The 23,886-nt window shown below is 69.7% G+C and carries 1 protein-coding gene (only partly in view); it reads right to left on the minus strand.

Annotated elements, in window-relative coordinates:
• Window positions 1-23,886 carry the 3' portion of a non-ribosomal peptide synthase/polyketide synthase gene (locus OHA73_RS02710; protein ID WP_327658388.1) on the minus strand. Its footprint extends 15,180 nt past the window's final position, so 23,886 of the gene's 39,066 nt are visible here — the last part of the coding sequence; its start codon lies beyond the right edge, outside the window; its stop codon occupies window positions 1-3.

Genomic DNA, 23,886 nt, shown 5'->3' on the forward strand with positions numbered 1-23,886 from the left:
TCAGGCTCCCGGTTCCGTGCGACGCGTCTCCATCCATTCGGCTATCGCCTGCCATGCCCGGCTCAGCATCTCGGGCAGCATCAGGTTGGTGTGCCGGCAAGGCAGGCCGACCGCCGCGATGGAACCGCGGACGTAGGGCTCCCAGAGCCGCAGCCGTTCGTCCGGCGTGGCGTTCTCGCCGCCGTCCTCGGCGACGACGAGCAGTAGGTCGCCGTCGAAGACACCGAGCTCGTGCCGTCGTCGCATCTCCGTGTTGTTGCGGAAGATCTTCGCGATGAGGAGCAGTTCATCCTCCGAGATACCGTCGATGACCTCGCCGATCTCCTCCCTGAACCGAGCCGCCATCTCCCGCAGCCGCAGCTCCGGGTCGTGCTCTTCGAGGGCCGGCCGCGTGGCGTTCTCGTCCTCCGTGACGCCGACGGACTCCCCGGCCCCGACCGCCTCGACAGGTCGGACCGGCTCATCATCCCGAGCCTGCGCCGGGTAGGCGTCCATGACGACCAGGGCGGCGACGGTCTCACCCGCCTCCTGCAGGCGCACGGCCATCTCATGTACGGGGATGCCACCGAACGAGAAGCCCACGAGGTGGTAGGGGCCGTCGGGCTGGACGGCACGGATCTGCTCGATGTACTCCGCCGCCAATTCCTCGATGCTGCCCGGTAGCGTCCCGTTGCCGTCCATCCCGGCGGCCTGCAGCCCGTACAGCGGGATGCCGTCCGGGACAAACCGTGCCAGCGGCCGGTAGCACCAGCTCAGGCCGGATGCGGGATGGACGAAGAAGAACGGCGGCTGGTCACCTTCGGTCCGTATCGGCAGGACCCTGCCGAGTGAGTCACCCATGGACGCCAGGTCCAGCTGGCGGACGATTCCGGCGACGGTCGGCGCCGCGAACACATTGCGCACCGTGGTGGAGATCCCCTTCTCCCGCAGCCGCGCGGCGAGCGTGACCGCCAACAGGGAATGCCCGCCGAGCTGGAAGAAGTCGTCGTCGAAGCCGACCTCGTCAACCCCGAGGACCTCGGCGAACACCTCGCTCACGACGTACTCCAGGCTCGTAGCGAGATTCCTCGTCGTGGCCGTCCCGGTGGTCCCGGCGGTGTAGTCGGGGGTGGGCAGGGCCTTGCGGTCCAGCTTGCCGTTGGCGGTCAACGGCAGCGCGTCCAGCGTGACGAACGCGGCCGGGACCATGTGATCGGGCAGCCGACCCGCCACGAAGCCGCGCAGTTCGCCGGTGGCCAAGCCGGCGTCCGCGCCCGCGGGTACCACGTAGGCGACCAGGCGCTTGTCACCCGGGGTGTCCTCCCGCGCGATCACCGCAGCCTGAGACACCTCCGGATGCGCCGACAGGGCAGCCTCGATCTCGCCGGGCTCGATGCGGAAGCCGCGGATCTTCACCTGCTCATCGGCCCGCCCGGCGAAGACGAGTTGACCGTCCACCGTCCACTTGGCCAGGTCCCCGGTCCGGTACATCCGCTCCCCGGAAACGGTCCCGAAGGGGCACGCCACGAACCGCTCACCCGTCAGACCGGGCCGGCCCACGTACCCACGTGCAAGTGAGGCACCGGCAACGTAGAGCTCGCCCGCCACCCCGACCGGCACCGGCCGCAGCGCGTCATCGAGTACGAACAGACGGGTGTTGGCGATCGGCGTACCGATCGGCACCACCCCGCCATCCACCACCTCAGCGGTCAGCTCACCGGTCGCCACCCCGACTGTGGTCTCCGTCGGCCCGTAGTGGTTGAACACCCGCCGACCACCAGCAGTCGCCACCTGGACCAATTCCCTGACCCAGCCGGCCTGCGCCGCCTCACCGCCCAGCACCACCGACCCCGCCGGCAGCAACGCCTCGACACCCACCACAGCCGTCAACGCCGCCAGATGCGACGGCACCACCTTGACGTGGTCGATCCGCTCCTCGGCCACATACCGCGCCACCGCTTCCGGATCCGTCACCAACTCCGCATCCAGTACGTGCAGTTGTCCACCCGTGACCAGACTCGCGAACACCACCGTGTTCCCTAGGTCCGTCACCTGCGCCTGCAACAACGCATACCGCGCCCCCGGCACATCCCAACCCAACCGCCCCGACACCGACACCGACACCACATAATTGGCCAGCGACCCATGCGTCACCGCCACACCCTTCGGCACCCCCGACGACCCCGACGTATACATCACATACGCCAACCCAGCCACATCCATAGCCACACCAGGCGACGCATCCCCATAACCGTCGAGGAGCGCGGTGGTTGTCGGATCGTCTACGGCAACTGTCCGGAGCTGCCCGGCCGACAGACCACTCAGCGCGTCCTGGGTGCCCAGCACAAGTTGCGCCCGGCTGTCGGCCAGCATGAACGCCACCCGCTCCGCCGGCAGTTCCCCATCAACCGGCAGATACGCCGCGCCTGCCTTCCACACCGCCAGGATCGCCGTCACCATCTCCACGCCACGCGGCAGGCACAACCCCACCACCGACTCCGGGCCCACACCCAGATCACGCAAATAGCACGCCAGACGACCCGCCCGCGCATCAAGCTCCCGATACGTGACCTGGGCACCATCAGCCACCAGCGCCACAGCACCCGGAACCGCCCGCACCCGCTCCTCGAACAAGCCGACCACGGACGAACCCGTCACCCCCGCCGCGGTGTCGTTCCACCGCACCAGCACACGGTCCCGCTCACCGGCATCAAGAACATCCACCGCGGCCAGCCGCACCTCCGGGGCCGCCGTCACCGTGTTCAGCACCCGAACGAACCAGTCCGCCATGCGCCCGGCCGTGTCCTCGTCGAACAGGTCCGCCGCCACAGTGACGGTTCCGCGCAGCCCCGCCGGACGATTCTCGTCGTCGAACATCTCGGCGATCCCGACGTTCAGGTCGTACTTCGCCGACGCCGATGCCGCCGCTCCGCCGGGCGAATCAGCGCCCGTGCCGGTGCGCGCGCCCGGTAGCTCCAGCGACGCCTCGTCGGTGTTCTGGAGGGTGAGGAACACCTGGAACAGCGGGTGGCGTGCCATCGACCGGGTCGGTGCCAGTTCTTCCACCAGGCGTTCGAACGGCATGTCCTGGTGCGCGAACGCTCCCAGGCCGGCCTCCCGCACCCGGGCCAGCACCTGACGGAACTCCGGGTCACCCGACAAGTCCGTACGGATCACGAGGCTGTTGACGAAGAACCCGACCAGGCCGTCCAGCGCCTCATCATTGCGGCCCGCTGTCGGAGACCCGATGGGAATGTCAGTACCGGCCCCCAGGCGCGACAGCGTCACCGCCAGCGCGGCCTGCAGCACCATGAACACCGTCACGCCCTCGGCCCGCGAGAGCTCCGCCAGCCTCTGGTGCACCTCGGTCGGCACCCGCAGCGGCACCCGGTGTCCCCGGTGGCCGGCCTCCGCCGGTCGCGGGCGATCCACCGGCAGCGCCAGCTCCTCCGGCGCTCCCGCCAACGTGTTCCGCCAGTACGCGGTCTGGGTCGACAGCAGGCTGTCGGGATCGGACTCCTCGCCCAGCAACTCCCGCTGCCAGAGCGTGTAGTCGGCGTACTGCACCGGCAGCGGCTCCCAGTCGGGGGCGCGACCCTGCAGCCGGGCCGCGTACGCCGTTGAGAGATCCCGGCTCAGCGGCGCCATCGACCAGCCGTCGCCGGCGATGTGATGCATCACGACCACCAGGAGCTGCTCGCCACCCGAGTCGAACAGCCAGGCCCGGATCGGCAGTTCCGCCGACAGATCGAACGCGTACCGCATCGCCTCCGCGACGGCTTCCGCCCGTTCGCCGCGCTCCACTTGGGAGACCCGCAGTTCCCATTCCAGGTCCCGAGGGTCGAGGATCTGCTGGTACGGCGTGCCGTCCACCGCGGGGAAAACCGTCCGGAGCGACTCGTGCCGGCCGATGACATCCCGCAGTGCCGCACCCAGCGCGGCCACATCCACATCGCCGCTCAGCCGGATCGTCGTGGGCAGGTTGTACGTCGGGCTCGGGCCTTCGAGCTGCGCGAGGAACCACAGCCGTTGCTGCGCGAACGACAACGGCACCCGCTCGGGCCGCGTTCCCGCCGCACGCAACGGCGTTCGGACCTGCCGCTCGCTCCCGGCCCGATGGGCGGCGAGACCGGCCACCGTCGGAAACTCGAACAGGGTCCTGACCTCGACCTCCACGCCCAGCACCGCGCGGATCCGCGACACGAGCCGCACCGCCAGCAGCGAATGCCCGCCCAGCTGGAAGAAGTTGTCGTCCACGCCCACCGACTCAAGACCCAGCACGTCGGCGAACGCCACACACAGGATCTCCTCCCGCACCGTCGAGGGCCCACGGCCCGCTCCTGAGGCGTACTCGGGGGCAGGCAGCGCCTTGCGGTCCAGCTTGCCGTTCACCGTCAACGGCAGCACCGGCAGCGGGACGACAGCGGCCGGAACCATGTAGTCCGGCAGCTGCCCGGCCACGAACTCCCGCAGACCGGCAAGGTCCATGTCGTCATCGCCATCGTCCGCGGGGACGACGTAGGCGACCAGCCGCTTGTCCCCGGGGGCGTCCTCGCGGGCCACCACGACCGCCTGCCGGACCTCCGGGTGGGTCGACAGCACGGCCTCGATCTCGCCGGGCTCGATCCGGAAGCCGCGCACCTTCACCTGTTCGTCGGCCCGCCCGACGAACACCAACCGGCCGTCCGGGGCCCACTTGACCACGTCTCCGGTGCGATACATCCGCTCACCGACGGAGTCGAACGGGCACGCCACGAACCGCTCGCCCGTCAGCCCGGGACGGCCCACGTATCCGCGTGCCACACCGGCACCAGCGACATAGAGTTCGCCTGCGACCCCCACCGGGGCGGGGCTGAGCGTGTCGTCCAGCACAAACAGACGGACGTTGGCGATCGGCGTACCGATCAACGGCTCATCACCGGGCGAGAGCGGCAGCGACATCGACGCACACACCGTGATCTCCGTCGGACCGTAGGCGTTGATCAGACGACGGCCTGGCGCCCACCGCTCGACAAGATCCGCGTCCAGGGCCTCGCCGGCGGATACCAGCGTGGTCACCGAGTCCAGGTCGGCGGCGCCGAGAGCCCTCAGGACCGCCGGGGGCAGCGTCGTATGCGTGATGCCGTGACCGGCGACCAGATCGACCAACCCGCCACCGGGCAGCAACTCGTCCACCGGCGCCATCACCAATGCCGCACCCGAGCACAGTGTCACCAGCACTTCCGACACCGCCGCATCGAAACCGGCCGAGGCGAACTGCAGCACCCGCGAGCCTTGTTCCACCGCGAACCGCCCGCCCTGGGCGGCCACCAGGTTCACGATCCCGGCGTGCTCGATCGCCACACCCTTCGGGGCCCCCGTCGACCCCGACGTATAGATCACATACGCCAGAGCGGCCGGGTCGATCGACACGTCCGGCGCGGCCTCCGGCTGAGCGTCCACAAGCGCGGACGTCGTGCGGTCGTCGAGGGCGACCAACGGCACACGGCCGACCGGAAGATCGTCCAGTAGATCCTGCGTGCCCAGGACGAGCTGCGCACGGCTGTCCGCCAGCATGAACGCCACCCGGTCCACCGGCAGCCGCCCGTCGATCGGCAGGTACGCCGCACCCGCCTTCAACACGGCCAGAATCGCGGTCACAAGGCCGGCGCCGCGCGGCAGGCACAGACCCACCACCGACTCAGGCCCCACGCCCATGCCGCGCAGATGACGGGCCAGCCGGTTCGCCGCCGCGGCCAGCTCCCGATACGTCACCTCCACGCCGTCAGCCACCACCGCGACCGCACCCGGCGCAGCCTTCACCTGCCGCTCGAACACCTCCACCACCGACGGGCCCACCACATTCGTGGCCGTGTCATTCCACCCGCCGACCAGCAGCTCGCGCTCCTGCGCATCGAGAATGTCCACCGCTGCGAGCCGCACATCAGGCGTCGTGGTCACCATGTCGAGCACCCGCGCGAACCAGCCGGCGAACCTGGCGGCCGCCGGTTCGTCGAACAGGTCCGCCGCCACCGTCACCATGCCGTGCCAACCAGCCGGCCGGCGCCGGTCATCGAGCTGCTCCACCATCGTCACGTCGAGATCGAACTTCGCGGGCACCGGCACCGAGCCGTCCACCTCAAGGGCTCCACGGCCGGTCCGCCGCCCCGGCATTTCGAGCGAGGCGCGCTCCATGGTCTGCACGGTCAGCGTGACCTGAAACAGCGGATGGCGGGACATCGACCGCTCCGGCGCCAGCTCCTCGACCAGCCGCTCGAACGGCACGTCCTGGTGCGCGAACGCGCCCAGGCTGGCCTCCCGCACCCGTGCCAGCACCTGACGGAACTCCGGGTCACCCGACAGGTCCGTGCGGATCACCAGGCTGTTGAGGAAGAACCCGACCAGGTCGTCCAGCGCCTCATCATTGCGGCCCGCTATCGGAGACCCGATGGGAATGTCGGTGCCGGCCCCGACGCGCGACAGCGTCACCGCCAAGGCGGCCTGCACCACCATGAACGGTGTCACGCCCTCGGCCCGCGCCAGCTCCGTCGCCCGCTGGTGCACCTCGGCCGACACCCGGAACGGCACGGCGTGACCGCGGTGGGTGGCCACCACCGGCCGCGGCCGGTCCACCGGCAGCGCCAGCTCCTCCGGCGCGCCGGCCAACGTCGCCCGCCAGTACCGCACCTGCTGCGACAGCCGGCTGTCCGGATCGGACTCCTCGCCCAGCAACTCCCGCTGCCACAGGGCGTAGTCGGAGTACTGCACCGGCAGCGGCTCCCACTCCGGGGTCCGGCCCCGCAGCCGCGCCGCGTACGCCGCCGACACATCCCGGCTGAGCGGACCCATCGACCAGCCGTCGCTGGCGATGTGGTGCATGACCACCACCAGCACCTGCTCCTCGGGGCCGGCCTCGAACAGCCACGCCCGGACCGGAAGCTCCGCCGACAGATCGAACGCGTACTCCGATGCCTGCCGCACGGCCGCAGGCAGTTCGCCAGGCGTCACCTGGGTGACCTGGACAGCCCAGTCGAGCTCCCCGGGGGCAAGGATGCGCTGGTAGGGCTCGCCGTTCACTGCCGGGAAGAGCGTGCGCAGCGACTCATGACGTTCGATCACATCCCGCAACGCCGCGCCCAGCACCGCGGCGTCCACCCCGCCGAGCGACACCACCACGGGAATGTTGTACGTCGGGTTCGGCCCCTCCAACTGCCCCAGGAACCACAGCCGCCGCTGCGCGAACGACAACGGCACCCGCTCCGGACGCGTCCTCGCCCGCAGCGGCGTACGCGCCTGCCCCGCTCCCTCGGCCATCCAGGCCGCCAGGCCGGCCACCGTCGGGGCCTCGAACAGCGTCCGGACCTCGATCTCTACGCCGAGTACGACACGGATCCGCGACACCAGCCTGACCGCGAGCAGCGAATGGCCACCCAGCTCGAAGAAGCCGTCGTCCACGCCCACCGACTCCACCCCGAGGATGTCGGCAAACGCCGCGCACAGGATCTCCTCCGCAGGCGTGGCCGGGCCCCGACCCACGCCAGTGGCGTATTCCGGCGCCGGCAGGGCCTTGCGGTCCAGCTTGCCGTTGGCAGTCAGCGGCAGCGCGTCCAGCGTGACGAACGCGGCCGGGACCATGTGATCGGGCAGCCGCTGCGCGAGGAACTCCCCTATGCCACCGCTGTCCACGTCTTCGGCGTCGGTGTCGGAGGGCGTCACGTAGGCGACCAGGCGCCGGTCGCCCGGGGTGTCCTCACGCGCGATCACCGCGGCCTGAGACACCTCCGGATGCGCCGACAGGACGGCCTCGATCTCGCCCGGCTCGATGCGGAACCCGCGGATCTTCACCTGCGCGTCGGCCCGGCCGAGGAACACCAACTGCCCGTCGGGCGTCCACTTGGCCAGATCGCCGGTGCGGTACATGCGCTCACCGGAACCGGCCGGGAAGGGGCACGCCACGAACCGCTCACCGGTCAGACCCGCACGGCCCACGTACCCGCGCGCAAGCCCGGCACCGGCCACATACAGCTCGCCCGCCACTCCGACCGGCACCGGCCGCAGCGTCCCATCGAGCACGAACAGCCGGGTGTTGGCGATCGGCGTGCCGATCGGCACCACTCCACCAGCCACCCCTTCCGCGGTCAGCTCAGCGGTAGCCACTCCGACCGTGGTCTCCGTCGGTCCGTAGTGGTTGAACACCTTCCGGTCACCGGCCGCCGCGATCAGTTCCGCCGTCCAGTCGACCTGCGCCGCCTCGCCACCGAGCACCACGGACCCGGCCGGCAGCAACGCCTCGACACCCGCAGCGGCCGTCAACGCCGCCAGATGCGAAGGCACCACCTTCATCGCGTCGATCCGCTGCTCGCGCAGATACCCGGACACGGCAACCGGATCCGTCACCAACTCCGCGTCCAGTACGTGCAGTTGTCCGCCAGAGACCAGGCTCGCGAACACCACCGTGTTGCCCAGGTCCGTCACCTGCGCCTGCAACAACGCATACCGCGCCCCCGGCACATCCCAGCCCAACCGCCCCGACACCGACGACACATAATTGGCCAGCGACCCATGCGTCACCGCCACACCCTTCGGCACCCCGGACGAGCCCGACGTATAGATCACGTACGCCAACCCGGCCGCGTCCACCACCACATCGGGCGAGGTCTCCCTGTACCCATCGAGGAGCGCGGCGGTCATCGGGTCGTCAACGGCGACCATCCGCACCCGGCCGACCGGGAGGTCGTCCAGTGTCTCCTGGGTGCCGAGCACGAGCTGCGCCCGGCTGTCGGTCAGCATGAACGCGACCCGTTCCGCGGGGAGTTGGGCGTCAATCGGCAGGTACGCCGCGCCCGCCTTCCACACCGCCAGGATCGCCGTCACCATCTCCACGCCACGCGGCAGACTCAAGCCCACCACCGACTCCGGGCCCACACCCAGATCACGCAGATAGCACGCCAGACGACCCGCCCGCGCATCAAGCTCCCGATACGTGACCTGGGCACCATCAGCCACCAGCGCCACAGCACCCGGAACCGCCCGCACCCGCTCCTCGAACAAGCCGACCACGGACGAACCCGTCACCCCCGCCGCGGTGTCGTTCCACCGCACCAGCACACGGTCCCGCTCATCCGCATCGAGCACCTCGATCGCACGCACCGCGATGTCAGGGGCAGCCACCACCGCCTGGAGCACCCGGGTGAACCACTGCGCGAACCGGTCGGCAGCCGGCTTGTCGAACATGTCCGCCGCCACCGTTATCCCGCCACGAAGCCCCGCCGGTGCCCCCGCGGCGTCATGCACCTCGCCGAGCGCGACCCATACGTCGAACTTCACCGAGGCCGTGGCTTCACCGCTCTGCTGCGTGTTTCCGCCGGCGGTACGGGCGCCGGACAGTTCCAGGGCCGCGTCTCCGGTGGTCTGCATGGTCAGCACGACCTGCGCCAACGGATGCCGAGCCATCGACCGCTCGGGCGCCAACTCCTCCACCAGCCGCTCGAACGGCACATCCTGATGTGCGAACGCGCCGAGGCTGGCCTCCCGCACCCGCCTCAACACCTCGCGGAACTCCGGCTCACCCGACAGATCAGTCCGGACCACCAGCGTGTTCAGGAAGAGCCCGACCAGGTTCTCCAACGCCTCATCGTTGCGCCCCGCAATCGGCGACCCGATCGGAATGTCCGTCCCTGCCCCCACCCGCGAGACAGTCACCGCCAGCGCGGCCTGCAGGATCATGAACACCGTCACACCCTCGGCACGCGCCAGCTCCACCAGACGCCGATGCACCTCCGCCGACACCCGCAGCGGCGCGACATGCCCACGATGGCTGGCCACCGCCGGACGTGCCCGGTCCACCGGTAGCGCCAGTTCCTCCGGCGCGCCGGCCAACGTGCCCCGCCAGTACTCCAGTTGCGCCGACAGCAGACTGCCCGGATCGGACTCCTCGCCCAGCAACTCCCGCTGCCACAAGGCGTAATCCGCATACTGCACCGCCAGCGGCTCCCAGCCGGGTGACTCACCCCGCAGCCGCGCCGCGTACGCCGCCGACAGATCCCGACTCAGCGGACCCATCGACCAACCGTCGCCTGCGATGTGGTGCACGACCACCACCAGCATCTGCTCACCGGAACCGGCCTGGAAGAGCCACGCCCGGATCGGCAGCTCCGCCGACAGGTCGAACGCATGCTGCGACGCCCGCACCACGGCATCGCTCAACTCGCCGGTCTCCACCTGGGTGACCCGCAGTTCCCACTCCAGATCCTGTGGATCGAGGATCCGCTGGTACGGCTCGCCGTCCACGGCCGGGAACACCGTGCGCAGCGACTCGTGCCTGTCGATCACATCCCGCAGCGCCGCGCTCAGCGCCGCGGCGTCGACACCGCTCAGCCGGATCGGCACCGCGATGTTGTAGGCCGGGTTCGGGCCTTCGAGCTGCGCCAGGAACCACAGCCGCCGTTGCGCGAACGACAACGGCACCAGCTCCGGACGCGGCCTCGCCCGCAGCGGCAGCTGAGCTTGCGCCGCGCCCTCGCCCAGGCGGGCCGCGAGCCCGGCCACCGTCGGCGCCTCGAACAACGCCCTGAGCCCGACCTCCACCCCCAACACCGTGCGGGCCCGGGCGATCAAGCGCGCCGCCAGCAGCGAATGGCCCCCCAGCTTGAAGAAGTTGTCATCGACCCCGACCGACGCGAGCCCCAGCACCTCGGCGAACACCCCGCACAGGATCTCCTCCTGCACGGTGACCGGGGCACGGCTCGTCCCGGTGTCGTATTCCGGCGCGGGCAGGGACTTGCGGTCCAGCTTGCCGTTGACGGTCAGCGGCAGCTCGTCCAGCGTGACGAACGCGGCCGGCACCATGTACTCCGGCAGCCGGGAGGCCACGAACCTCCGCACACCCTCCCCATCGATCGCGGTGGCGTCGGCGCCATCGGCAGGGACGATGTAGGCGACCAGACGCTTGTCACCCGGAGTGTCCTCACGTGCCAGCACCGCGGTCCGGGCCACATCGGGATGCGCGCCCAACACGGCCTCGATCTCGCCGAGTTCGATCCGGAAGCCGCGTATCTTCACCTGCTCATCGGCGCGCCCGACGAACATCAGCCGGCCGTCCGTCGTCCACTTGGCCAGGTCCCCGGTCCGGTACATTCGCTCGCCGGCAGATCCGAACGGGCAGGCCACGAACCGCTCGCCCGTCAACCCGGGGCGGCCCACATACCCGCGTGCCACCCCCGCACCGGCCACGTACAGCTCGCCCGCGACCCCTGACGGCACCGGCTGCAGCGCAGCATCCAGCACGAACAAGCGGCCGTTGGCGATCGGCGTGCCGATCGACGGCACATCCCCCGGCGCCAGCGGCTGCGACATCGACGCACACACCGTGATCTCCGTCGGACCATAGGCATTGATCAGTCGACGACCCGAAGCCCACCGCTCCACCAACCCCGCATCCAGCGCCTCACCAGCCGATACGAGCGTGGTCACGGATCCCAGGTCGTCGGCGCCGAGAGCCCCCAGCACCACCGGGGGCAATGTCGCGTGCGTCACCCCATGACGGGCCACCACCTCGGCCAGCCCACCCCCTGGAGTCAACTCTTCCGCCGACGCCACCACCAAGGCGGCCCCGGCGCCCAGCGCCATCAGCACCTCCCACGTCGCGGCGTCGAATCCGATCGACGCGAACTGCAGCACTCGCGCATCGCGCTCGACCGCGAACCGCTCGATCTGCGCGGTCGCCAGGTTCACCGTTCCGCCATGGGTGAGCGCAACCCCCTTGGGGCGGCCCGTCGACCCCGACGTATAGATCACATACGCCAGTCCGGTGGTGCCAATCGTGAAGTCAGGTGCGGTCTGCGGGCAGGCGTCGATCCGGTCTCGCACACGTCGGGCATCCAGCGGCGCCACGGTCACCCCGTTCAGCGCATCCGCCGGCACCGCCTCCGAACCGCCGGTCAGCACGACCGAAGCGCCGCTGTCGGCGATCATGAACCGGATTCGCTCGGCAGGCTGCCGTGCGTCGATCGGCAGATACGCCGCCCCCGCCTTCCACACAGCCAGGATCGCGGTCACCAACTCTTCCCCACGCGGGAGGCAGAGACCCACTACGGACTCCGGGCCGACACCGATCCCGCGCAGATAGTGCGCCATACGGTTGGCCGCAACGTCCACCTGCGCATACGACAACTCGACACCGTCGCCGACCACCGCCGCGGCGCCCGGAGCCGCAGCCACCTGAGCCTCGAACAGCTCCACCATCGACGAACCCACCACCTCGACCGGCGAGGCATTCCCTCCGCGCAGCAGCTGTTCGCGCTCATCGGGCCGCAGCACGTCCACGGCACTCAGCCGGGTGTCGGGCGCCGCGGTCACCAGCTCAAGGACCCCGCTCCACCGCTCGGCAAGAGCCTCCACCGAACCGGCGTCGAACAGGTCCACCGCCCCGATGACGGACCCGCGCAGTCCGGCCGGACGGCCGTCCTCGTCGTAGACCTCCCCGACCATCACATCCACGTCGCACTTCACCGACGCCGTCATGGCGCCTTCGACGCCGGCGCCCCCACCGGTCCGCACACCGGGCATCTCCAGCCCGGCCCGCTCGACGTTCTGCAGGGTCAGCGACACCTGGAAGAGCGGATGCCTGGCCATCGACCGCTGCGGTGCCAGCTCCTCCACCAGCCGCTCGAACGGCACATCCTGATGCGCGAACGCCCCGAGACTTGCCTCCCGCACCCGGGCCAGCACCTGACGGAACTCCGGATCACCCGTCAGATCCGTCCGAACCACCAACGTGTTGATGAAGAAGCCGACCAGGTCGTCCAGCGCCTCGTCGGCGCGACCGGCCACACCGGATCCGATCGGGACATCAGTGCCTGCGCCGAGCCGCGACAGGGTCACCGCGAGGGCTGCCTGCACCACCATGAACATCGTGACGCCCTCGGCCCGTGCCAGCTCCACCAGGCGCTGATGCACCTCGGCGGACACCCGCACCGGCACCGGGTGCCCCACATGGCTCGCCACCGCCGGGCGTGCCCGGTCCACCGGCAGCGCCAGCTCCTCCGGCGCATCGGCCAGCGCCTGCCGCCAGTAGCCGACCTGTGCCGCGACAAGGCTGTCGGGGTCGGACTCCTCGCCCAGCAGCTCCCGCTGCCACAGGCTGTAGTCGGCATACTGCACCGGTAGCGGCTCCCACTCCGGAGCCTCGCCACGCAGCCGCGCCGCGTACGCCGCCGACAGATCCCGGCCCAGCGGGCCACGGGACCAGCCATCGCCGGCGATGTGGTGCATGACCACCAGCAGCACCTGCTCCTCGGGGCCGGCCTCGAACAGCCACGCCCGGATCGGCAGTTCCCTCGACAGATCGAACGCGTACTGCGACGCCTGCCCCACCGCGTCCGCCAGGTCCTCGGGCGCGACCTGGGAAACCTCGAGCCCCCAAGCCAGGTCCGCCGGATGGAGGATCCGCTGGTACGGCTCACCGTCCACGGCGGGGAAGACCGTCCGCAACGACTCGTGCCGTCCGATCACGTCCCGCAAGGCGGCACCCAGCGCCGCGGTGTCCGCACCGCTCATGCGCAGCGGCACCGGAATGTTGTACGTCGGGCTCGGGCCCTCCAGCTGGTCCAGGAACCACAGCCGCCGCTGGGCGAACGACAACGGCACCCGCTCGGGCCGCGTCTCCACCACCGTCAACGCCTTGCGGGCCCGCCCCGCGCCCTCGGCCAGCCGCGCCGCGAGCCCGGCCGCGGTCGGCGCCTCGAACAACGCCCGTACCTCGACCTCCACGCCGAGAACCACACGGACCCGTGACGTCAGGCGCACCGCCAGCAGCGAATGCCCGCCCAGCTCGAAGAAGTTGTCGTCAACGCCGACCGACTCGAGACCGAGCACCTCGGCGAACACTGCGCAGAGGATCTCCTCCTGAACGGTGGCCGGGGCACGGCCCGCGCCCGTGGCGTACTCCGGCGCCGGCAGGGACTTGCGGTCCAGCTTGCCGTTGACGGTCAGCGGCAGCTCGTCCAGCGTGACGAACGCGGCCGGCACCATGTACTCCGGCAACCGCGACGCAGCCGCTGCTCGCAACCGGTCTCCGTCAAGGGCGTCGGTGTCCTGGTCCGTCGGCACCACGTAGGCGACGAGGCGCTTGTCGCCCGGGGTGTCCTCACGCGCGATCACCGCGGCCTGAGACACCTCCGGATGAGCCGACAGGACCGCCTCGATCTCACCCGGCTCGATCCGGAAACCACGCACCTTGACCTGCTCGTCGGCCCGGCCGCCGAAGACGAGTTGACCGTCCGCCGTCCACTTGGCCAGGTCTCCGGTCCGGTACATCCGCGCCCCGGACGCTCCGAACGGGCAGGCCACGAACCGCTCACCCGTCAGCCCCGCACGGCCCACATAGCCGCGCGCCACACCGGCACCCGCCACATACAGCTCACCCGCAACACCCACCGGCACCGGCTTCAGCGCCTCATCCAGCACGAACAAGCGGCCGTTGGCGATCGGTGTGCCGATCGTCGGCTTATCCCCCGGCGTCAGCGGTTGCGACATCGACGCACACACGGTGATCTCCGTCGGACCGTAGGCGTTGATCAGCCGACGACCCGAAGCCCACCGCTCCACCAGACCCGCGTCCAGGGCCTCACCCGCAGACACGAGCGTGGTCAGCGAGTCCAGGTCGGTGTCGGCGTCGAGAGCACCCAGCACCGCCGGCGGCAACGTCGCATGCGTGACGGAGTGCCGCGCCACGACCTCCACCAACCCACCACCCGGCAGCAGTTCATCGGCCGAAGCCACCACCAAAGCCGCACCGGAGCACAGCGCCATCAGCACCTCGGACACCGCCGCATCGAAACCGATCGACGCGAACTGCAACACCCGCGAGTCACGTTCCACCGCGAACCGCTCGATCTGCGCAGTCGCCAGGTTCAGCGCCCCGCCGTGGGTCGCCGCCACACCCTTCGGCACACCCGTCGAACCCGACGTATAGATCACATACGCCAGCCCTGCGGGACCCGTCACCGTCTTCGGTCGCACGTCCGAGCAGTTGTCGACCAGCATGGTGGTCATCGGGTCGTCGACCGCGATCATCCGCACTCGCCCGGCCGGCAGGTCATCGAGGGCCTCCTGCGTACCCAATACGAGCTGCGCCCGGCTGTCCGCCAGTATGTGCGCCACCCGCTCCACCGGCAGCGCCCCGTCAACCGGCACGAACGCCGCTCCTGCCTTCCACGCCCCCAGGACCGCGGTCACCAACTCCGCGCCGCGCGGCAGGCACACACCCACCACGGACTCCGGTCCCACACCCATCCCACGCAGATGGTGCGCCAGCCGGTTCGCCGCCGCATCCAACTCGCCGTAGGACAGCTCCATGCCATCACCCACGACCGCCGTCGCACCGGGCGTCCGCGCGGCCTGGGCCTCGAACAACTCCACTGCCGACGTGTCCGCGATCGGGGCGGTGGTGTCGTTCCACACGTGCAGCAGTTGCTCGCGTTCGTCGTCGCGCAGCACGTCCACCGCGCCCAGCCGGGTCTCGGGTGCCGCGGTCACGAGTTCAAGGACCCGGTTCCAGCGCTCGGCAAGAGCCTGCACCGAACCGGCATCGAACAGATCCACCGCACCGGTCACCGACCCACGCAACCCCGCCGGAGCCCCCTCCTCATCGAAAGCCTCCCCCACCATCACGTCCACATCGCACTTCACCGACACCGACACCGCCGCCGACACACCACCCGCCGACCGCGACCGCACACCGGGCATCTCCAACCCCGCACGCTCCACGTTCTGCAAGGTCAAAACCACCTGCGCCAACGGATGCCGGGACAGCGAACGCTCCGGCGCCAGCTCCTCCACCAGCCGCTCGAACGGCACATCCTGATGCGCCAGAGCGCCCAGGCCCGCTTCCCGCACCCGCGCCAGCACCTGACGGAACTCCGGATCACCCGACAGATCCGTCCGGATCACCAGCGTGTCCACGAAGAAGCCCACCAGGTCGTCCAACGCTTCATCGGAACGGCCCGCCACACCACTGGCGACCGGGATGTCCCACCCGGCACCGAGACGGGAGAGTGTCACCGCCAGCGACGCCTGAAGGACCATGAACACCGTCACACCCTCGGCACGCGCCAGCCCCACCAGCCGCCGATGCACCTCGGCCGACACCCGCAACGGCACCGAATGACCCCGGTGACTGGCCACCGCCGGACGCGCCCGATCCACCGGCAACGCCAACTCCTCCGGCGCCCCGGCCAACGCCTGCCGCCAGTACTCCACCTGCTGCGAAAGGAGGCTCTCCGGGTCCGACTCCGAACCCAGCAACTCCCGCTGCCACAGCGCATAGTCGGCGTACTGCACCGGCAACGGCTCCCAATCAGGGGCCTCACCCCGCAGCCGCGCCGCATACGCCGTCGACAGATCCCGCGCCAACGGAGCAGTCGACCACCCATCGCTCGCAATGTGGTGCATCACCACCACCAGCACCTGCTCCTCCGGACCCGCCTCGAACAGCCACGCCCGAATCGGCACCTCCACCGCCAGATCGAACGCATACCCCGCGGCCCGACCCACAGCCTCAGCCAGCTCATCACGGCCGACCTGGGAGACCTCCAACCCCCAGTTCAGATCGCGCATGTTGTGGATCTGTTGGTACGGCTCGCCGTCGACCGCCGGGAACACCGTGCGCAGCGACTCGTGCCGCCCGATCACATCGCGGAACGCCTGCTCCAACACCGCGACATCGACGCCACTGATCCGCAACGGCACCGGAATGTTGTACGCCGAACTCGGCCCCTCCAACTGATCGATGAACCACAACCGGCGCTGCGCGAACGACAACGGCACCCGCACCGGACGCGTCCCCGCAGCCCGCAACGGCATCCGCGCCGCCCGCACACCCTCCGACAACCGAGCCGCGAGCCCGGCCACCGTCGGCGCCTCGAACAACGCCCGCAGGGGCAACTCCGCACCCAGCACCGTACGGATCCGCGAAACCAGTCGTACTGCCAGGAGGGAGTGCCCGCCGAGCTGGAAGAAGTTGTCGTCGACGCCAACGGACTCAAGACCCAGTACGTCGGCGAACGCCGCACAGAGAATCTCCTCCTGCACCGTGGCCGGGGCACGGCCCGCGCCCGTGACGTATTCCGGCGCGGGCAAGGCCTTGCGGTCGAGCTTGCCGTTGACCGTCAGCGGCAACTCGTCCAGCGTCACAAATGCGGCCGGGACCATGTACTCCGGCAGCCGCGACGCCACCACGTCCCGCAGGGCGCTTGTGTCCAGGCCGGCATCGGTTTCCGTGGCCACTACGTAGGCGACCAGGCGCTTGTCCCCAGGCGTGTCCTCACGCGCGATCACGGCCGCCTGCGCCACCTCCGGACGCGCCGACAGCACGGCCTCGATCTCGCCGGGCTCGATGCGGAACCCACGGACCTTGACCTGCTCGTCGGCCCGGCCGCCGAAGACGAGCTGCCCGTCCGCAGTCCACTTGGCCACGTCCCCGGTCCGGTACATCCGCTCACCGGCAGAACCGAACGGGCACGCCACGAACCGCTCACCCGTCAGACCCGCACGACCCACATAGCCGCGCGCCACACCGGCACCGGCCACATACAGCTCACCCGCAACTCCGACCGGCACCGGCTGGAGCGTCTCGTCGAGGACGTACAGGCGCGTGTTCGCGATCGGCGTGCCGATCGTCGGCACCTCTCCTGGTGTCAGCGGCTGAGACATCGACGCACACACGGTGATCTCCGTCGGACCGTAGGCGTTGATCAGCCGACGACCCGAAGCCCACCGCTCCACCAGACCCGCGTCCAGGGCCTCACCCGCAGATACGAGCGTGGTCACCGAGCCCAAGTCGGAGTCGGCGTCGAGAGCACCCAGCACCGCCGGCGGCAACGTCGCATGCGTGATCCCGTTACCGGCAACCAGATCGACCAGCCCACCACCCGGCAACAGCTCGTCGGCCGACGCCATCACCAGAGCCGCACCCGAGCACAGCGTCACCAGCACCTCGGACACCGCCGCATCGAAACCGATCGACGCGAACTGCAGCACCCGCGAGTCCGGCCCCACCGCGAACCGCTCACCCTGCTCCGCCACCAGATTCACCACACCGGCATGCGCGACCGCCACACCCTTCGGCACACCCGTCGAACCCGACGTGTAGATCACATACGCCAGCCCAGTCGGCGACACTGTCAACTGCGGTGCGGTACTCGGCAGTTCGGCCAGCTGCGCCTGCACTTCCGGCTCATCGAGCCACACGACCGGCATGCCGGTCAGCACCGCCGCCAGGTTCTCGGCTGCCGTGTAGTCCGCCACCACCAGCTGCACACCAATGTCGCCGAGCATGAACTCGATGCGTTCGCGCGGCAGTTGTCCATCAATCGGCAGATACGCCGCACCCGCCTTCCACACGCCCAGGATGGCGGCGACCAGCTCCGGCCCACGCGGCAGGCACAGCCCGACCACCGACTCCGGGCCCACGCCGCGGTCACGCAGGCAGTGCGCCAGCCGGTTGGCGCGTGCATCCAGCTCGACGTACGACCACTCGTCGCCGTCGGCCACCACTGCCACCGCATCCGGTGCGGCGTGCACCCGCTGGGCGAAGAGCTCGATGACGGTGTCCTCCGGGCCTGCGACCTCGGTGTCGTTCCACCGGTGGAGGAGGTCCTCGCGGTCCTGGGTGGCGAGGACATCGATGCTGCGCAGCGTGGCGTCGGGCGTATCGATGAGGGAGGTGACGGTGTTCTCCACCGCGGTACGCAGCAACCGCGCCACCAACTGCGGGTCGACCGAGTCGGCCACCTCCACCGTCAGCGTCAGAGCGCCACCACTGCGATCGTTGACCGACACCGCCATCGGATAGTTCGTCCGCTCCCGTACGAACACATTGCGGATCCCGGCCATCGACTCCGGGTGCCCCGCCTCCGACTCCGCCTGGCTCGATTCCCCTGCGATATGCCGGTAGTTGAAGATGGAGGTGAACAGGGGTGCGCTGTCCGTCAGGCCGCTGGCCTGCTGTGCCACCGCCAGCGGCGCATGCTCATGCTCCAGCAGCCCGGCCAGCTGCACCTGCATGTCCTCCACGGCCTCCTGCACACCCACGTCTCCTATGCGCAACCGCACCGGGAGAGTGTTGATGAACGGGCCGATCACCCGGTCGGAGCCCTCGCCGGCATTCATCCGGCCGAACAGCACGGTGCCGAACACCACGTCGTCCTGCCCGGCCACCACCGCAAGCATCCGTGCCCAGGCCACGTGCAGCACTGTCGCCGCACTCACCCCGAGCCGCTGCGCCACATCCCGTAGCCCCGCTACGACATCCGCGTCCAGGGGAACCATCTCGGAGACCACATCAGAACCGTCGCCGCGCACATCCAGGAGCCCGAACGGGGCGGTCGTCCCGCTCACATCCGCCAACAGCTCACTGAAGAACCGCTCATGCTCGGACCGTGGCACGGCACGGCTCTGCGCCACGAAGTTCCGGAACGGCATCGCCGGTGCGAGCTCGTCCTCCCGGCCGGCCAGCACCGCCCGCAGTTCCTGCAGCAGCACGTCCATGCCCAAGTGGTCCTGCACCATGTGATGCATCCGCACTGCACCGAGCCATCGGCCCTCCGGGACCTCGGCCACGTGCAGATCCATCAGCGAAGCCCGGTCCAGGCCCATCACGGAACCGGCCATGGTCAGCAAGGCTTCGACCGCAGCCGACGGGTCCGCCGAATCGATCTCCAGCGCATGCTCGACCACTAGCAGTGCGGCCTGCCGCCACACCACCTGCACCGGCTCACGCAGCCCCTCCCACACCACTGCCGTGCGGTAGATGTCGTGCCGGTCCACCACGCGCTGCAGCGCGTGCGCAAAGTCGTCGAGGTGCTCCCGCGAAGCGAACTCCACTACCCGTACGGAGACATACGCGTCCACGCCGCCGTCCGCCATCAGATGGTGGAAGAGCAGGCCCTCCTGCAGTGGTGCCAGCGGATAGATGTCCGCCACGTTCGCCGCTCCGCCGTCGACCGCCGCGGCCACCCGGTCGATCTCCGCCTGCGACAGCTCGACCAGCGGCAACATCTCCGGCGTGATCCGCTCCGCACCCACCGGGATCAGGTTCTCGGGCACCTCCACCGATCCGATGCCCGTGGCCCCGGCCAAGTCGGCCGGAGTGGGGGCTTCGAACAGGGCCCGCACCGACACCGACACGCCCCGCACACGGAGCCGTTCGACCAGAGTCACCGCCAGCAGGGAGTGCCCGCCCAGCTGGAAGAAGTTGTCGTCGACGCCGACCGACTCGAGACCGAGCACCTCGGCAAACACTGCGCAGAGGATCTCCTCCTGAACGGTGGCCGGGGCCCGGCCCCCACCCGTGGCGTACTCCGGCGCGGGCAGCGCCTTGCGGTCGAGCTTGCCGTTGACGGTCAGCGGCAGCTCCGCCAGTGCCACGAACGCGGCCGGCACCATGTAGTCGGGCAACCGGGATGCCACGAGGTCACGCAGACCATCCGTGTCGATGTCGCTCTCACCGGGGTCGGTGTCCTGCTCCGTCGGCACCACGTAGGCGACGAGGCGTTTGTCGCCCGGGGTGTCCTCACGCGCGATCACCGCAGCCTGAGACACCTCGGCGTGGCCTTCGAGCAGGGCCTCGATCTCACCCGGCTCGATCCGGAAACCACGCACCTTCACCTGCTCGTCGGCCCGGCCGGCGAAGACGAGTTGGCCGTCCGCGGTCCACTTGGCCAAGTCACCGGTCCGGTACATCCGCTCCCCGGTCCCGAAGGGGCACGCCACGAATCGTTCACCGGTCAGCCCCGCACGACCGACGTAGCCGCGCGCCACACCGGCACCGGCCACATACAGCTCCCCCGCCACACCCGCGGGAACGGGCGTGAGCGTCTCGTCCAGCACGTACAGGCGCGCGTTCGCGATCGGCGTGCCGATCGACGGCACATCCCCCGGTGTCAGCGGCTGCGACATCGACGCACACACCGTGATCTCCGTCGGCCCGTACGCATTGATCAGCCGACGCCCCGAAGCCCACCGCTCCACCAACCCCGCATCCAGCGCCTCACCCGCCGATACGAGCGTGGTCACCGAGCCCAGGTCGCCGGCGTCAAGAGCGCCCAACACCGCGGGGGGCAACGTCGCATGCGTGATGCCATTGCCGGCGACCAGATCGACCAGCCCGCCACCCGGCAGCAGTTCCTCCGCCGACGCCATCACCAAAGCCGCACCGGAGCAGAGCGTCACCAGCACCTCGGACACCGCCGCATCGAAACCGATCGACGCGAACTGCAGCACCCGCGAGTCCGGCCCCACCGCGAACCGCTCAACCTGCGCCGCCACCAGATTCACCACACCGGCATGCGCAACCCCCACCCCCTTCGGCACACCCGTCGAACCCGACGTATAGATCACATACGCCAGCCCATCCGCATCGATCGCGACCGCCGGCGCGGTGTCCGGCTGGGCCTCGAGCAGCGCAGCCGTCATCGGGTCGTCGACGGCGACCATTCGTACCCGCCCGGCAGGCAGATCGTCCAAGGCCTCCTGCGTCCCCAATACGAGCTGCGCCCGGCTGTCCGCCAACATGAACGCCACCCGCTCCACCGGCAGCCGCCCGTCGATCGGCAGATACGCCGCGCCTGCCTTCAACACACCCAGAATCCCGGTCACCAACTCCACGCCGCGTGGCAGACACACTCCCACCACCGACTCCGGGCCCACACCCATCCCACGCAGATAGTGCGCCAGCCGATTCGCCGCCGCATCCAACTCCGCATACATCAGCTCGATGTTGTCCGCCACCACGGCCACCACGTCCGGAGCGGCAGCCACCTGCTGTCCGAATGCCTCTACGACGGACGCGTCCGCTGTCGGGACGGCGGTGTCGTTCCATCCGCGCAGCAGCTGTTCGCGCTCGCCGTCCCGCAACACATCCACAGCACCCAACCGGGTCCCGGGCGCCCACGTGACCAGCTCAAGGACCCGGCTCCAGCGCTCGGCAAGAGCCTCCACCGAACCGGCATCGAACAGATCCACCGCACCGGTCACCGACCCACGCAACCCCGCCGGAGCCCCCTCCTCATCGAAAGCCTCCCCCACCATCACATCCACATCACACTTCACCGACACCGACACCCCCGCCGACACACCACCCGCCGACCGCGACCGCACACCAGGCATCTCCAACCCCGCACGCTCCACGTTCTGCAAGGTCAAAACCACCTGCGCCAACGGATGCCGGGACAGCGAACGCTCCGGCGCCAGCTCCTCCACCAGCCGCTCGAACGGCACATCCTGATGCGCCAGAGCGCCCAGGCCCGCTTCCCGCACCCGCCCCAACACCTCACGGAACTCCGGATCACCCGACAAATCCGTCCGAATCACCAACGTGTCCACGAAGAAGCCCACCAGGTCGTCCAACGCTTCATCGGAACGGCCCGCCACACCACTGGCGACCGGGATGTCCCACCCGGCACCGAGACGGGAGAGTGTCACCGCCAGCGACGCCTGAAGGACCATGAACACCGTCACACCCTCGGCACGCGCCAGCCCCACCAGCCGCCGATGCACCTCCGCCGACACCCGCAACGGCACCGAATGACCCACATGACTCGCCACCGCAGGACGCACCCGATCCACAGGCAACGCCAACTCCTCCGGCGCCCCGGCCAACACCTGCCGCCAGTACTCCACCTGCTGCGAAAGGAGGCTCTCCGGATCAGACTCCGAACCCAGCAACTCCCGCTGCCACAACGCATAATCCGCATACTGCACCGGCAACGGCTCCCAATCAGGGGCCTCACCCCGCAACCGCGCCGCATACGCCATCGACAGATCCCGCGCCAACGGAGCAGTCGACCAACCATCACCGGCGATGTGGTGCATGACCACCACCAGCACCTGCTCCTCCGGACCCGCCTCGAACAGCCACGCCCGAATCGGCACCTCCACCGCCAGATCGAACGCATACCCCGCGGCCCGACCCACAGCCTCAGCCAGCTCATCACGGCCGACCTGGGAGACCTCCAACCCCCAGTTCAGATCGCGCATGTTGTGGATCTGTTGGTACGGCTCGCCGTCGACCGCCGGGAACACCGTGCGCAGCGACTCGTGCCGCCCGATCACATCGCGGAACGCCTGCTCCAACACCCCGACATCGACGCCACTCACCCGCAGAGGCACCGGAATGTTGTACGCCGAACTCGGCCCCTCCAACTGATCGATGAACCACAACCGCCGCTGCGCGAACGAGAGCGGAAGCCGCTCGGGCCGGGACTCCGCCGCCCGCAACGGCATCCGCGCCGCCCGCACACCCTCCGACAACCGAGCCGCAAGACGGGCCACCGTCGGCGCCTCGAACAACACCCGGACCTGGACCTCCACCCCCAACGCCACACGGATCCGCGAGATCACCCGTACCGCCAACAGTGAATGCCCACCGAGCTCAAAGAAGTCGTCGTCGACGCCGACCGACTCCACACCCAGGACGTCGGCGAACGCCCCGCACAGGATCTCCTCCTGCACGGTGGCCGGACCCCGACCAGCGCCCGCGGCGTACTCCGGCACCGGCAGCGCCCTGCGGTCCAGCTTGCCGTTGACCGTCAGCGGCAGCTCGTCCAGCGTCACGAACGCAGTCGGGACCATGTACTCCGGCAACCGCGACGCCACCACGCCCCGCAGCACGCCCACATCGATACCGATCTCGCTATCGGCAGGCACCACATAGGCGACCAGGCGCTTGTCTCCTGGGGTGTCCTCTCGCGCGATCAACGCGGCCTGAGCCACCTCCGGATGCGCCGACAGGGCAGTCTCGATCTCGCCGGGCTCGATCCGGAACCCGCGGATCTTCACCTGCTCATCCGCCCTGCCGGCGAACAGCAGCTGCCCGTCCTCCGTCCACTTGGCCAGGTCCCCGGTCCGATACATCCGCTCACCGGAACC

Source organism: Streptomyces sp. NBC_00483, from assembly GCF_036013745.1.
Taxonomy (GTDB): Bacteria; Actinomycetota; Actinomycetes; order Streptomycetales; family Streptomycetaceae; genus Streptomyces.